The organism is Streptomyces sp. NPDC049837 (assembly GCF_040674455.1).
Taxonomy (GTDB): domain Bacteria; phylum Actinomycetota; class Actinomycetes; order Streptomycetales; family Streptomycetaceae; genus Streptomyces.
On the sequence record NZ_JBFAMP010000001.1, the window covers coordinates 446,726 to 460,644 of the forward strand.

Sequence of the window (13,919 nt, forward strand, 5' to 3'; positions counted from 1 at the left end):
GGCTGCCACCGTGGCCTCGGGGCTGAGGCGCAAGACGACGACTCGACAGCCTCAGGCAAGGCGCGCCGAAGAGGAGTGCGGCGCCCCGGAGGCCAGCTCCAGCAGCTCGTCCACCGTCCACTGGTCGTACGCGTGCTCGCCGTACTTCGCGGCCAGGACGGTGCCGTCGGGGGCGAGGAGGACATCCGCGGGAAGGCCCAGGCGTCCGTGGGGCTGGCGCGGGGACGGCAGGCCTTCGCGGCCGCGCAGCAACATCGCCGTGCTGCGAAGGAGCGCCCGCAGCACGTGCGGCCACACCCGGGGGTCCAGCAGGGCACGTCGAGCCGACTCGACGCCGAACTCCGCGTACAGCCGCTTGGTGGGGTCGGCGATGACGGCGAACGGGAGGTCGGCCGCGTACTGCCGCAGCTCCTTCGCGGGCGAGTGGAAGACAACGACCTCACGGACGCCGGCCGCCTCGATCTCGCCGTACCGCCGCACCATCGACCGCAGGTGGAGATTGCAGACCGGGCAGCCGGCGAAGCGGCGGAACTGAAGGTGGATCAGCCGGTCGGAGTCCGGGACGGCGACCGGCGGGCCGCAGACCGGGGCGAGGGAGCGTGAGCTGACGACGGAGCCGGGGACCAACTGCTTTTCGGACGTGCGCATGACGAGCCCCTCCGGTAGGTGTACAGCATACGCTTACGAGCGTACGTGTAGGGCGTACGCTGTCAACCGTCATGCCACGTCCCCGTTCCCTCACCCAGGACCAACTGGCCTCGGCCGCCCTCGCCGTCATCGACCGCGAGGGGCTCGCCGGGCTGTCGATGCGCGCGGTCGCCCAGGAACTCGGCCTGAGCACGATGGCGCTCTATCGGTACGTCGACGACCGCGACGAACTCGAAAGGCTGGTCGTCGAGCTGGTGCTCGGCACCGTCGACAGCGCCCCACCTGCCGCGAACACGCCATGGCGTGAACGGATCGAGGTCATGGTGAGACGCCTGCGCGACGCCGTGAGCGCACATCCGTCGGTCGTGCCGCTGACCCTCACTCACCGGCACCGCTCCCGCGCCGGGCTGCGCTGGTCGGAATCGGTGCTCGCCATCCTCACCGAGGCCGGCTTCGAAGGCGAGCAGCGCGTGATCGCGCTGCGCAGCCTGCTCGGCTACGTCATCGGGGCGATCCAGTTGGAACACCTCGGGCCCCTGTCCGGCGAGGGCACGGTCGCCATCTCCGCCCTGCCTCCGGAGGAGTTCCCGTACATGTCCGAGACCGCGCGGTACGCCCGGAACGTCAGCCCCGACGAGGAATTCCTCGGCGGCCTCGCCGTGCTGCTGCGCGGGCTCCGCGCCGCGTGACCCGCGCCCGTCACCGCCACTGACGGAGGGCGGCTCCGGGGCCGCGTCGCATGTCCGTGAGCGACTGGTGGCAGTAGGTGTCGCGGATCTGCCGGTATCCGGGGACCTGAGGCGTCGCCAGAAGGGCCGCCCACCGGGCCGCGTTCGTCTCGATGGCCCGTACCACCCGATCGCGCGTCGCGGTGTCCCGGGCGTCCGACAACTGCTGTGCGTGCGCCCATGCCTGCTCGCGCCACATGCGGAAGAGCTGCTTGGCGGTGTAGCCGGCGACCGGGTTCCACCGCTCGTCGGCCAGGGACACCAACGGGTCGTAGCGGTGGGCGACTTCCCGCACAGCGGGTCCGTACGCGCGGTCCAGCACCGACTGGAAGCGGTCGTAGTCCGGCTTGCGCGATGCTCCGTCGGGCCGGGTGAGCCCGAGTCGGGCCAGGACGTAGGGCATGTCGCGCTGGATGTGCGCGTTCGCGCCCAGGAGGACGTCCTGTCCGGCGTTGACATCGCCGGCACGGGCCGCGTCGAAGGCGATGTCCCAGGCACGGGGAACGGGCCGGCCGGCGCGGTCCCCGTGATACGCCATCAGATACAGGTTGACGAAACCGGTGTTGAGGTCGCCGGCCAGCCACGACGGCTCGTCGAAGGAGCCCGGGCGGCGGACCGCGTCTTCCAGGGACTGCTGACTGTGTACGTAGATGGAGGCGAAGGGCGCCCGGTGATCGCACGCGAGCTCGTCGCGGAGACGCGCCAGCGTGTGCTTCGCCTCGGCCACGCAGCCGACCACGGGACCGTCACACGTGAGACTCCGCTGTGCCCGCCCCGGTTCAGTGGCCGTGACGGGTGTCGCGGACGTCGCGAACAAGGCACCCGCCAGCGCCAGTACGCCCAGCGCTCGCATTCCGAACCATCGCACCGTTCCGACTCCCGTCCGAGCTGGTCCGCCAGACCTCCTGTGCCGGATCCAGTCGGTCCAACGACCCTGCCCGGACGAGGTAATGACGTGTCACACCAGCCGTGAGGTGTGCCGCCGGGCGGGGGCCCGCGCCCGGGGTGCCATCGGGCCGCAGGCGGTGCCGGTCTCCACCCGTGCGACCGCGTCGGCGGCATCATCGACGGCCGGGTCCGGGACGTCCTGCCAGGACGCCTGCCCGCGGCCTTGGAAAACCAGCGCCTTCATCCGCCGCGTGCACCCGCGCACCGCGTGCACCGGTGCGCGGGTGGCGGCGGGCAGTGCGGGGGGCGCTCAGCGGCTCGCGATCCGCGGGCCGCGCCTCGCCGTCGCCCGCAGTTCCTCGAGCGTGGCCAGCTTGACGCGGGGGCGGCCGGTGAGGCGGCCCCTGTTCAGCTCGGCCCGGTCGATCGCGGCCAGCCCGCGGGCGTCGACGACGTCGCGGCCCCGGCGGCGCAGCAGTCGGCGGAACTCCTTGGCGGTGCAGGGCGGTTCGGGCAGGCGGCCCGCGACCGCGTCCGCCAGAAGCGTGCCCACCGTCTCGGCGGCGCAGGTGCGGTTGGTTCCGATGCCCCCCGACGGACCGCGCTTGATCCATCCCACGACGTACGTGCCCTGCCGGCCGGACACGCGCCCCGCGTCGTGCGGAACGGTGCCGGCAGCCTCGTCGAACGGCAGGCCCGGAACCGGCTCACCGCGGTAACCGACCGCGCGGAGCACCATGCCGGCCGGGATCTCCCGCTGCCCGTCCGCCTCCGTCACGCGCACGGCGCGGGCCGCCGTGCCGTCACCCAGGACCTCCACGGGCGCGGAGTGGAAGCGGAACACGATCCGCCGCCCCGGCGCCGGCGGCCGCGACCAGTCGACCCGCTCCCGTGACAGGCCCCGCAGGAGCCCGGCCTTGCCGGCCGGTCCGGCCCGGTCGATCGCCTCGGCGATGCGCGGGTCTTGGTCGTCGACGACCGTTTCCACGCCGTCCAGGTGCTTCAGTGCCCGCAACTCGGACGCCGTGTACGCCGCGTCCTGTGGCCCGCGCCGCCCGAGCAGCACCACTTCGCGCACCCGCGCCGCGCGGAGGGCGGCCAGTGCGTGGTCCGCGATGTCGGTGGCGGCGAGCGCGTCGGGGTCGGAGACGAGGATACGGGCGACGTCCAGGGCGACGTTGCCGTTGCCGACCACGACCACCCGCTCGCCGGACAGGCCGACCGCGCCGGGCGCGACTTCGGGGTGGGCGTTGTACCAGGAGACGAACGTGGTGGCGGGGAGGCTGCCGGGCAGGTCCTCCCCCGGTATCCCGAGGCGGCGGTCGGTGCTGGCGCCCACCGCGTAGACGACCGCGTGGTGGTGGGCGGCCAGTTGCTCGGCCGTGATGTCGCGGCCCACCTCGACGCCCAGGTGCAGCCGGACCCGGGGGTGGGAGTGGAACCGGGCGAAGGTGTCGCCGATCCGCTTGGTCGCCGGGTGGTCCGGAGCCACGCCGTACCGTACGAGACCTCCCGCGACCGGGAGCCGGTCGACCAGGGTCACCTCGGCGTTGGTGTGCAGCAGGAGGTCCTCGGCGGCGTACATGCCGGCGGGCCCGGTGCCGACGACCGCGACCCGGATCGGCGCGAAGTCGGCCGGCAGGCTGCGCTCGAAGCGGGGCACGCCCCAGGCGTGGAAGTTCGGCCCGTGGTCGGCCGGCGGTGGCGGTGCGTCCGCGAAGTACGCCGCGTTGACCGCGGCGAAGTCCTGCTGCGCGTCGGGCAGGCCGTCCACGGGGAAGACGGCGTCCACCGGGCAGGCGTCGGCACAGGCGCCGCAGTCGATGCACGCCTTGGGGTCGATGTACAGCATCTCCGTGGTACCGAACCCCGGTTCACCGGGGGCGGGGTGGATGCAGTTGACGGGGCACACGGCCACGCAGGTGGCGTCGCCGCAGCAGGTCTGGGTGATGGCGAAGGTCATGGTGTCGGCTCGGTCCGGTTCGGGTCAGATCAGGTTCGCGCGCTTGTAGAACACCAGGGCGGGCCGGGTGAGGAGCCGGGCGGAGGCCAGGAACTCCATGAGGCCGGCGCAGCTCGAACGCATCAGGGCCTTGTGGTGCTCGTTGGCCCTGGCCTCGCGGACGGCGCGCTCCGTGTCGAGTCCGGCGTGCCGGTACACGTCCTTGTTCACCATGCTGGTGACGATGACGTAGGACGCGATCGCGATGACGAGGGCATGGATCCGGCGGCGCAGCGGCCCCGCCTTCTCCAGGCGCTTGCGGGTCTCGTCGCGGGCGAACTTCATGTGCCGCGACTCCTCGACGACATGGATGTTGTTGATGGTGCGGACGAACGGCACGACGCGTTCGTCACGCATCCAGTCGCGCTGCATGACGTCGAGCACCTCCTCGGCGACGAGGATGGCGGCGTACGCGGCCTCGCCGAAGGCGACGGTCTTGAACGCCCGGCCGAGCTCGACGGCGACGCGGTGCGGCCGGTAGGCCGGGGCTCCCAGCTTCTGCGCCCCGCGCGCGAACATGATGGAGTGCCGGCACTCGTCGGCGATCTCGGTCAGCGCCCACTGGAAGCGGGGGTCGGTCGGGTCCTTGGCGTAGATGTCGCGCAGCACCATCTGCTGGAGGATCATCTCGAACCAGATGCCGGTGCTGGCCACCGACGCGGCCTCCTGCCGGGTCAGTTCCTTGCGCTGCGCCTCGGTCATCTCCCGCCAGTACGCCGTGCCGTAGAGGGTGCTCCACTCGGGGCTGGCGCCATGGAAGTCCTTGTCGAGCGGCGTCTCCCAGTCGACCTCGGTGGCCGGGTCGTACGACAGCGTCGCCGCGGAGGCGAGCAGGCGGCGGGCGACATCGTGTGCGTGGGGCCCGTTGCGGACCTCTGGCCGGACAGTGTTGCTTGCCATGCGGGGGCTCCTCGGGTCGAGCGGTGTGTCCTCGCTCCTGTGGCCGGTCGGTCAGCTTGTTAGACGAGCCGTAAACAAGCTGTGGGACGGACCGTATAGCAGGAGGACCGCCCGGGCCTACCCCCGAGTAGAAATCTCCACGCCAACTACTCCCCGTGCCGCACCGCGGTCAGCACCGTCGACGTCCGGGACCGGGCCGACCGTCGTCCCGCGGGTGAGACCGGGTCAGATCAGGGCGTGCCCATGGAACGCGGCCAGGCCCTCCAGGTCCGGTTCGCCGAAGGCGTCGCACAGGCGGCGGAACGCGGCGACCTTCTCCGTGCCGAAGCGCTCGAGGTAGGAGGCGTACGTCGCCACCCCGATGAACTTGGGGGGCGTCGTCTTGCTGTGGAACGAGTCCGCGTACATCACGAGCCGCTCTTCCGGAGTGACCGCGAGGTAGTCCGCGGGCGGCAACGGCAACCGCCGGCGGACGACGTCCTCCTTGGTCAGCCCCACACCCGTGTGGTGTGAGCAGAACCGGCACAGCACCTCGGGAAAGCCCTCGGCGGCGAGCAGCTCGTGACCGAGCACACCATGCCGGAGGTAGTTCGCCTCATCGATCCGCCCCGCACCGTCGTAGAGCCGGTAGACGCCGATGTCGTGGAGCAGGCACCCCGCCCGGACGAGATCGGCGTCCACGTCATGGCCCGACGAACCGATCAGCCCTTGCGCGATCTTCCACACGATTTCGCAGTGCGTGAGTACGAGCTCCAGGGCCTCCCGCGTAGGCGCATGCCTGGCGTGGAGGGCACGGATCTCGTCCACGGTCGGAACATCCACTACGGAAGGCTAGCAACCCACCTCAATCAGCCGCAGACAAACCGGAGTTCCCATGAACCGGACATAACCGCACCCGGAGGCGCGGCATACGTCCCGAGCGGGCGCTCTCGGCCGACCGCCGACGACGACCGCTTCGTCAGGCTGAATGCTGTGCGTCTACGACAACGCCCATGCCTGCCTTCCGCCACAACTTCACCCGCCCCGGTCCGGCCCGGTTCGCCGACGGTCCGAACCGTCGGTCGCGGTATGCGGCACTCGTCGAAACCGAGGCCACTCCCGCGCTCGTCGAGCGGCTCTCCCACCACAGGAGCACTCGTACTGGGCGTGCAGCTCGTCGGCCGGCGCCGTCTCGGCGTTCCGGGTCCTTGTCCGGCCGGCGCGCCGCAGCGGCATGCCGGAGTCGACCGCGGCCGGCGCCTCATCCCGCGTCGCCCGGCGGCCCGCCCGGAAGCACCCGACCCGGGTCGCTGATCAGCGGCAGCGGAGGTGGGCGGCCCCGAGCGGGTGTATCCAGGAGTCATGGGTTCTGGACGGCTGCCCCGCGGTCGCGCCTGGTCATGGGAGCCGGGCCATGCGCTGGTGGCTGTACCGCTCGCCCTCATCGTCGTCGTCACGGTGGTCGACATCCTCGCCCCACCCGAGGTCCACCTCGGACCCTTCCTGGCCGCTGCCCCCGCCATCACGGCGTCGTTCGCCGGGCCCCGTACCACCGCCGTCATCGGCGCGGTCGCCGTGCTGGCCCAGGCGGTCGTGGCGATCGTGCGCACCAGCCTCACCGACCTGAACCACACCTTCCAGCTCATCGCGCTGATCCTGATCTCCGTCTTCGTCACCCTCTTCGCACACCTGCGCGAACGACACGAGAAGCAACTGACGCAGCTACGCTCCGTCGCCCGGGCTGCTCAAGAGGTCGTGCTGCGGCCGCTCCCGCGCCGGATCGGCCCCTTGAGGGTGGGCTGCGTGTACCTCGCCGCGGAGGCCGAGGCGCAGATCGGCGGTGATCTCTTCGCCGCCGCGCGTACGACACGGGGTACCCGGATCATCATCGGCGACGTGCGGGGCAAGGGCTTGGAGGCCGTGGGGGACGCCGCACTCGTGCTAGGTGCCTTCCGGGCCGCCGCACACCAGGAGGCCGACCTGCCGACGCTCGTGACCTACCTGGAGGGAACGGTCGCGTCGGACCTGGACGACCCGGCGGCGACCGACTCCGGCAGGGCAGACCCCAGCGAGGGATTCATCACCGCTGCCGTGCTCGACGTCCCCGACGACGCCCCGACGCTCCAGTTGATCAACTGCGGTCACCCGCCGCCGCTGCTGCTGCGCGACGGCCGGGTCACCTCCTTCGACGTGTCCCACCCGGCTCCGCCGCTCGGGCTCACCGACTTCGCGGAGTCCTCCCTCACCGCGGAGACCTTCACCTTCGAGCCGGGCGACACCGTCCTGCTGTACACGGACGGGGTCATCGAGGCCCGCGACGCATCCGGCGCCTTCTATCCCCTGGCCGACCGGATCGCCGCCTGGTCCGCGGCCGCCCCGCATGAACTGCTGCACCGGCTGCGCGACGACTTGCTCGCCCACACACCCGAGGGGTATCTGGGCGACGACGCGGCGATGGTGGCGATCAAACGGATGCGGCGCAGCTAAGACTCATTGGCCCGGGTATCGGGGTTATCCAGGTTGACCCGGCTCCAAGCCGTGGCCAGTGGCAGCGGGCTCGGCCCTGGGAGGAGCGCCTGGACCAGCGCGCGGTCTGCCGCGGTGGGCGTCGCCGGGGTCGCGAAGGCGGATGCCCGCGGCGAGAAGGGTACGGCGGTGCACGTCCTCGGTCCCAGCGCCGCGGCGACCTGCGCTTGTGAGCGCCGCCGCAACAGCCGTGCCTGGCGGATCAGGTCCCGGTCGGCGACGGCAGGTACATGGCCGAGACCGCGAAGCCGCGCCCGGGGACGGTGACCCGCGTTGCAGCGACGGCCTCACCGTCGCCGCCCATCTTGGAAGGAGCTGCACGTCACCGATACCGGCGAGACGGGTCGGCGGCACCCGCTGTCATCGGTGTACGGGCGTTCAACGCGATCCCCGTCCGCCAGCGCGCCTCGCACCGCGTCGCACGACGCGAAGGAACCGGCTGGACCTGCCACACTGCGACCTTCTCCCAGGTCTCCGGAGCGGACGCGCCCGTCGGGGGCGAGTGGCGAAGCCGAATGACCCGAAGGCGAGCCCGTACGCGTCGAGGTCTCGCTGACCGTCGGCACGGCCGACAGCGCCGGCCGCAGGGCCGCGGCGAGCGCGACGGTCTGCCAGCGTGGTCGTCACCCCGGAGACCAGGGTGGCGCAGGCTGTGAAGAACGCCGCACGATCGGCCTCAACTCACCCTTGAACCAGGGGATTCCCTCACGCGCGCTTCACCGGCCCTCCTCATCGGCGTGCTTCACTCTCAGCTCAAGATCAACATCCCAACCAGACAGGCCGACAGTGAACATACGTGCGACCCGACGAGCGGCTGCAACCGCCCTGCTCTCCGTTGTGCTCCTCCCCGCCACCCTCGCCACCGCCAACGTCGCGCAGGCTGAGACGCCGTCCCCCAAGCCGAAGCTGACCATCGGCAAGCAGACCACCGACCCGCAGCAGGTGCGGGACTACTGGACTGCCGAGCGCGTCAACCGTGCCCTCGCCAACGAGAAGAGGGACCAGGCCGCCTTCAACAAGAAGGCGGCGGCCGCGACCGAGGCCGGTGACCGGAAGCCCGTCAAGCAGACGCTGCCGGCGCAGTCCAGGCCCGCGGTTTCCAGCAAGACGCTCACGCCTCTCGCCACCAGCACCACCACCGCCTCGGATGTGCCGGAGATGCCGTACGCTCAGCCGGTCCCGTTCCCGCAGTCCCAGCCTGCTGTCATGGTCGGGAAGATCCTGTTCACCGCCAAGGACGGCACCACGCACGGCTGCAGCGGATCGTCCATCGTCACCGCCAACAAGAACACCGTGTGGACCGCCGGTCACTGCATCCACCCCGGTGACGGAACCGGTGCGGAAGGCTTCTACCGGAACATCCTCTTCATCCCCGGCTACAAGAAGAACGACCAGGCCCCCAAGGGTTATGACGCTCCGTGGGGCGAGTGGGCCGCCAATGCGAAGGTCGCGCCCACTGCGTGGACTGCGGACGGGGACATGTTCTGGGGCGACATGGCAGCCTTCACGGTCGTTCCCCCGACCGGCTACACGAACCTGACCGACTCCGTCGGCGCCTTCGGCTACAACTTCGGCTCGGGCCCCAACTGGTCGGACATCATCGACTCGGGCTTCCCCGGTGACGGCTACAAGCGCACCGACATGGACGGTTACACGCAGTTCTACTGCACCGGCAACGCGGAGGACGCCACCCGGTTCTTCCCCGTGGATGACCGGCTGAAGTTCGACTGCGACATGGGCCATGGCGCCTCCGGCGGCCCGATGTCCACCCCGGAGGGTCAGATCGTCGGCGCCAACTCGCACGGCGAGGACGACGGAGCAGGCAACATCACCGCACCGCTCCTGTACAGCTCGGCACACGCTGACAACGCGATCGACGTCATCAACAGGATCGGCACGCTCAACTAGCAGCACGACACAAGGAAGCGGGCACCAGCCGAACATGGGCTGGTGCCCGCCCCCTTGACGTCAGTTGTCCGGGTTCTTGAAACCCGGGTCGAGCGCCGGGCCCGTCGGCGGCGGACCCGCGTTGGCCAGTTCCTGGCTCACGTACTCAGTCCGAATCTGGTTCGTCGACATCTTCTCCCAACCCTCGGGAAGCTTCAGGCCGGCATCAGCAAGCGACTTCTCCCACCGCGAGACCAAAGCCTGTCGCGTGCGAGGGATCTCATCAGCCGGCGGCGTGCGGCTTACGGTCACCCCCGACGATGGTTCGGCCAGCTCGGATACCGTCACCGCGGTCCCCACACCCAGCAGGAAGGCTGCTGCTATGGACAACCACGCCTTACGCCCCATCCCACTTCCCTCCTCCGTGCCAATCTGGCTGTGCTGAAGGAGCGTACCGGCATCGGTCAGCGGGCTTCCGAGCACGTCAGCGTCGCCAGGACTCTCCCCGAGGCCGGCGCTCAGGTGCCACGGCCGTGCCGTCAGGCCGGCGGGGGTCTGCACGAAGGCGGACGTATCTCTCGCGGATGAGAAACATGAGAACCGCACATTCATGACTTCTCCTTTACTTCCGCTGAGGTTCGTCCCGGCTGGTCAGCATGGCAAAGCGCCGCCCTCCCCGGTCGGCCGAACACCACCGCTCACCACTCCGCCCGGGAGACGAGATGCCGCTGAACCGCAGGGAATTGCTGAGCCGATCGGTGCTGGCCGGCGCCGGAGTCATGCTCGTCGGCAGTGCGGAGGCGCTGCTCACGGCGCCCGGGGCCGTGGCCGACACGGGCGCGACGGGCAGCGCCGTCGGCTACGGCCCGCTGGTCCCGGACCCCAAGGGCATCCTCGCCCTGCCCGAGGGCTTCTCCTACCGGATCCTGACCCGCACCGGCGAAACCACCCTGGAGTCGGGCCACACCACCCCGAGCAACCACGACGGCACGGGCGCGTTCGCAGTCGGCGGCGACGGCGATGATGACGACGACGCCGTGACCCTGCTGGTGAACAACCACGAGATCGACGACCCCATGGGCGTGGCCGAGCATCCCGTTCCGCACCTGGACGGGCTGGTCTACGACCCGGCGGCGGCCGGCGGGTGCACCGTCGTCGAGGTGTCCGGCGACTCCGTACGCGAATGGGTCGGCATCGCCGGCACCTCCACCAACTGCGCCGGCGGCGTCACCCCATGGGGGACCTGGCTCACCTGCGAGGAGACCGAGGACAAGGCCGGCATCAACGGCATGACCAAGGACCACGGCTACGTCTTCGAGGTCGACCCCGCACACGGCAGCGCCGCCAACCTCGACCCCGAGCCGATCAAGTGCCTCGGCCGCTACGCCCACGAGGCGGTCGTGGTCGACGAGTACCGCGGCCACCTGTACCTCACCGAGGACGCCTCCAAGCCCAACGGCCTGCTCTACCGCTGGACCCCGCCGGTCGGGTTCGCCCACGGCCCCGGCCAACTGCGGGCCCTGGCCGCCAACGCGGGCGTGCTGGAGGCGTTCAAGTGCTTCGACGCCGCCGGTCAGTACGTCGACGACCTCTCCCGCGCCGCACGGGCCGGCACCACGTACCGCGTGGACTGGGTCAAGGTGCCGGACCGGGACGCCCGCACCACGTCCGTGCGGAGGCAGTTCCTGGCCGGTGAGATCACCCGCTCCCGCAAGCTCGAAGGCATGTGGTGGGGCGACGGCGGCGCGTACTTCGTGTCCAGCTACGCCCGTACCGAAAGCCCGGGCACCCCACACGACGGACAGGTGTGGTTCTACGACCCGCGCAGCAGCACGATCACCCTCAAGGTGCTGCTGGCGGTCAACCCGGACACGTCCAAGGACGGTGCCTACGACGGCCCCGACAACATCACCGTCTCGCCGTTCGGCGGCCTGGTGATCGCCGAGGACGGCGAGGGCGTCTCCCACCTCTTCGGCGCCACCGCCGACGGCCGGACTTACCCCATCGCCCGCAACGAGCTGAACGTCGGCACCGCCGAGGCACCGGAGTACAGCGAGTTCGCGGGCGTCACCTTCTCCGCCGACGGCAAGACACTGTTCGCCAACATCCAGGACCCGGGCGTCCTCCTCGCCATCACCGGCCCGTGGTCGGGCGACGACGACTAGCCCCCGGGTACTTCCCCCGGTTTCCGCCCCCCACGGTTCGACCGGCTCGACCGGCTCGACCGGCTCAACGGCAGCGGCTCAACGGCGAGCCACTGCCGGACCCCCGCCAGTGGCACCTCTCCTCTCGAGGAAGCTGACATGCAAACCCTCATCGCACACGCACGGGCCTTCGCCCAGGCCCAGGGCGCCGAACTGGGCGAACTGGCCGCAGGGCAGTCGCCGTACGCCCTCTTCATCACCTGCTCCGACTCACGCGTCATCCCCTCGCTCATCACCGGTTCCCGCCCCGGTGAGCTCTTCGAACTGCGTACGGCGGGCAACATCGTCCCGCCGTACGGCGCGGGTCCCACCTCCGAGGCCGCGACGATCGAGTACGCCGTCGAGGTGCTCGGTGTCTCCGACATCGTGGTCTGCGGGCACTCCCACTGCGGTGCGGTCGGCGCGCTGGTACGCGGCGACGACCTGTCGGCCGTACCCGCCGTACGCGACTGGCTCGGTCACGCCGGCGGGCCGCCGGCCGGCGCGCCGGACGACCCGCTCGTCGCCGAGGCGGTCCAGCACCACGTGCTGGCCCAGGTGCTCCGGCTGAAGTCGTACCCGTGCGTGGAGACTCGCCTCCACGACGGGCGGCTGCGGGTCCATGCCTGGTTCTACGAGGTCCACACCGGCGGCGTGCTGGCGTACCGGGCCGAATCCGACTCCTTCGAGACGCTGTGAGGCATCCGATGAACACCGCTTGGTTCAAGCAGGACTTCGCCGCCTCCGTCGTCGTGTTCCTCGTCGCCCTGCCGCTGTGCGTCGGCGTGGCGGTCGCCTCCGGTGTGCCGGCCGAGCTCGGCATCGTCACCGGCATCGTCGGCGGTCTGGTCACGGGCATGCTGCCGGGCAGCAGCCTTCAGGTGTCGGGCCCCGCCGCCGGTCTGACCGTGCTGGTCTTCGAGGCCGTACACGCGCACGGGCTCGCCACGCTCGGCGTGGTCGTGCTGGCCACGGGCCTCTTGCAGCTCGGCATGGGGGCGCTGCGCTGGGGCCGCTGGTTCCGGGCCATCTCCGTCGCCGTGGTCGAGGGCATGCTCGCCGGGATCGGTCTGGTACTCATCGCCGGCCAGTTGTACGCGATGACCCACAGCACGGCACCGTCCTCCGGCATCGACAAGATCGCCGGGCTTCCGGGGATGCTCGCCGGCTCGCTGGACTCCGCCCCAGCCGTGGCGTCGCTGCTGCTGGGCGCGGGAACCGTCGCCGTACTGCTGCTGTGGCCGAAGCTGCCGAAGAAGGCCCGCCTCGTGCCGGGCCCGCTCGCGGCCGTCGCGCTCGCCACCGTCGCCTCCCTGGCCCTCGGCCTCCCCGTCACCAAGGTCACGGTGGAAGGCCTCGTCTCGGTGATCCAGCCGCCCGCGCCCTCCGCCTTCGCGGAGCTGGCGGACATCGGCGTGGTGAGCACCATCCTGGCGTTCACGCTGATCGCCTCGGCGGAGAGCCTGTTCAGCGCGGCGGCCGTGGACCGGCTGCACGACGGTCCGCGCACGCACTACGACAAGGAGCTGATGGCCCAGGGCGTGGGCAACACGGTGTGCGGACTGCTCGGCGCCCTGCCGATGACCGCGGTGATCGTACGCAGTGCGGCCAACGTCCAGGCGGGCGCCCGGACCAAGGCATCCCGGGTGATGCACGGTGCCTGGCTGCTGCTGTTCGCCGCCCTGCTCCCGGCCGCGCTGGGCGTCATCCCGATCCCGGCGCTCGCGGCCGTCCTGGTGTACTCCGGCTTCAAGCTGATCCCCGTGAAGGGCCTGGCCGCCCTCTGGCGCGGGCACCGCGGTGAGGCCGTGATCCTCGTCGTCACCGCGGTGTCGATCGTCGCGATCAGCATGTTCGAGGGCGTACTGATCGGCCTCGCGCTCGCCGTGGTCAAGACGGCCTGGGAGGCGTCCCACGTCAGGCTGGAGATCGTCGACAAGGGTGCGGGCCCCGTGCAGGCCCACCTGAGCGGCAACGCCACCTTCCTCCGGCTGCCGAAGATCCTCGACGCCCTGGAGGCCATCCCGCAGGACCGCCCCGTCGAGCTGAACCTGTCCCGGGTGCACCACCTCGACCACGCCTGCCGTACAGCCCTGGAGAACTGGGCGGAGCGGCACGGAGTGGCCGACACCGCATCGGCCAAGGTCATCATGGCCGTCTGAGCGGACGCGGGGGCGG

At 70.9% G+C, this 13,919-nt stretch carries 13 protein-coding genes; 6 read left to right on the forward strand and 7 right to left on the reverse strand.

Annotation, left to right across the window (positions count from 1 at the left end; translation table 11 throughout):
- Positions 1-51 precede the first annotated feature (51 nt).
- Entirely contained in the window at positions 52-648 is a 597-nt protein-coding gene (locus AB0J57_RS02025) for a peroxiredoxin-like family protein (RefSeq protein WP_366125961.1), read from the reverse strand.
- Between the two features lie 71 nt (positions 649-719).
- Between AB0J57_RS02025 and AB0J57_RS02030 the strand changes: the two genes are divergently transcribed.
- Positions 720-1,337 carry a TetR/AcrR family transcriptional regulator gene (locus AB0J57_RS02030; protein ID WP_366125962.1) on the forward strand — a complete coding sequence of 206 codons (618 nt, stop codon included), beginning with the start codon at positions 720-722 and terminating at the stop codon, positions 1,335-1,337.
- 10 nt (positions 1,338-1,347) lie between these two features.
- Here the strand turns inward: AB0J57_RS02030 and AB0J57_RS02035 are convergent, their stop codons facing one another.
- The 5 genes from AB0J57_RS02035 to AB0J57_RS02055 form a co-directional block, all read right to left on the reverse strand.
- Entirely contained in the window at positions 1,348-2,103 is a 756-nt protein-coding gene (locus AB0J57_RS02035) for a DUF5995 family protein (protein WP_366125963.1), read from the reverse strand.
- Positions 2,104-2,334: 231 nt separating this feature from the next.
- Positions 2,335-2,508: a hypothetical protein gene (locus AB0J57_RS02040; protein ID WP_366125964.1), complete on the reverse strand. Its 174-nt coding sequence runs from the start codon at positions 2,506-2,508 to the stop codon at positions 2,335-2,337.
- Positions 2,509-2,574: 66 nt separating this feature from the next.
- Positions 2,575-4,227: an FAD-dependent oxidoreductase gene (locus tag AB0J57_RS02045; RefSeq protein ID WP_366125965.1), complete on the reverse strand. Its 1,653-nt coding sequence runs from the start codon at positions 4,225-4,227 to the stop codon at positions 2,575-2,577.
- 24 nt (positions 4,228-4,251) lie between these two features.
- The gene (locus AB0J57_RS02050) at positions 4,252-5,166 is read right to left on the reverse strand and encodes a diiron oxygenase (protein ID WP_366125966.1); all 915 of its coding nucleotides are present in this window, start codon (positions 5,164-5,166) and stop codon (positions 4,252-4,254) included.
- A 225-nt stretch (positions 5,167-5,391) separates the two neighbouring features.
- Complete coding sequence (locus tag AB0J57_RS02055; protein WP_366125967.1) at positions 5,392-5,988, reverse strand: HD domain-containing protein; 597 nt, start codon at positions 5,986-5,988, stop codon at positions 5,392-5,394.
- Positions 5,989-6,507: 519 nt separating this feature from the next.
- Here AB0J57_RS02055 and AB0J57_RS02060 point away from each other — a divergent pair.
- Both AB0J57_RS02060 and AB0J57_RS02065 read left to right on the forward strand, forming a co-directional pair.
- Complete coding sequence (locus tag AB0J57_RS02060) at positions 6,508-7,632, forward strand: PP2C family protein-serine/threonine phosphatase (RefSeq protein ID WP_366125968.1); 1,125 nt, start codon at positions 6,508-6,510, stop codon at positions 7,630-7,632.
- 876 nt (positions 7,633-8,508) lie between these two features.
- Complete coding sequence (locus AB0J57_RS02065) at positions 8,509-9,579, forward strand: hypothetical protein (protein ID WP_366125969.1); 1,071 nt, start codon at positions 8,509-8,511, stop codon at positions 9,577-9,579.
- Positions 9,580-9,639: 60 nt separating this feature from the next.
- Here AB0J57_RS02065 and AB0J57_RS02070 read toward each other — a convergent pair whose 3' ends face one another.
- On the reverse strand, positions 9,640-10,170 hold the full coding sequence (locus AB0J57_RS02070; protein WP_366125970.1) for a hypothetical protein: 531 nt from the start codon (positions 10,168-10,170) through the stop codon (positions 9,640-9,642).
- Between the two features lie 110 nt (positions 10,171-10,280).
- On the opposite strand from AB0J57_RS02070, the gene AB0J57_RS02075 reads away from it, so the two are divergent.
- The 3 genes from AB0J57_RS02075 to AB0J57_RS02085 all read left to right on the forward strand — a co-directional run bounded on the left by AB0J57_RS02075 (position 10,281) and on the right by AB0J57_RS02085 (position 13,903).
- Positions 10,281-11,723, forward strand: coding sequence for an alkaline phosphatase PhoX (locus tag AB0J57_RS02075; protein WP_366125971.1), 1,443 nt, complete (start codon positions 10,281-10,283; stop codon positions 11,721-11,723).
- Positions 11,724-11,861: 138 nt separating this feature from the next.
- Positions 11,862-12,440: a carbonic anhydrase gene (locus AB0J57_RS02080; RefSeq protein WP_366125972.1), complete on the forward strand. Its 579-nt coding sequence runs from the start codon at positions 11,862-11,864 to the stop codon at positions 12,438-12,440.
- Between the two features lie 8 nt (positions 12,441-12,448).
- Entirely contained in the window at positions 12,449-13,903 is a 1,455-nt protein-coding gene (locus tag AB0J57_RS02085; protein WP_366125973.1) for a SulP family inorganic anion transporter, read from the forward strand.
- The last annotated feature ends 16 nt before the right edge of the window (positions 13,904-13,919 follow it).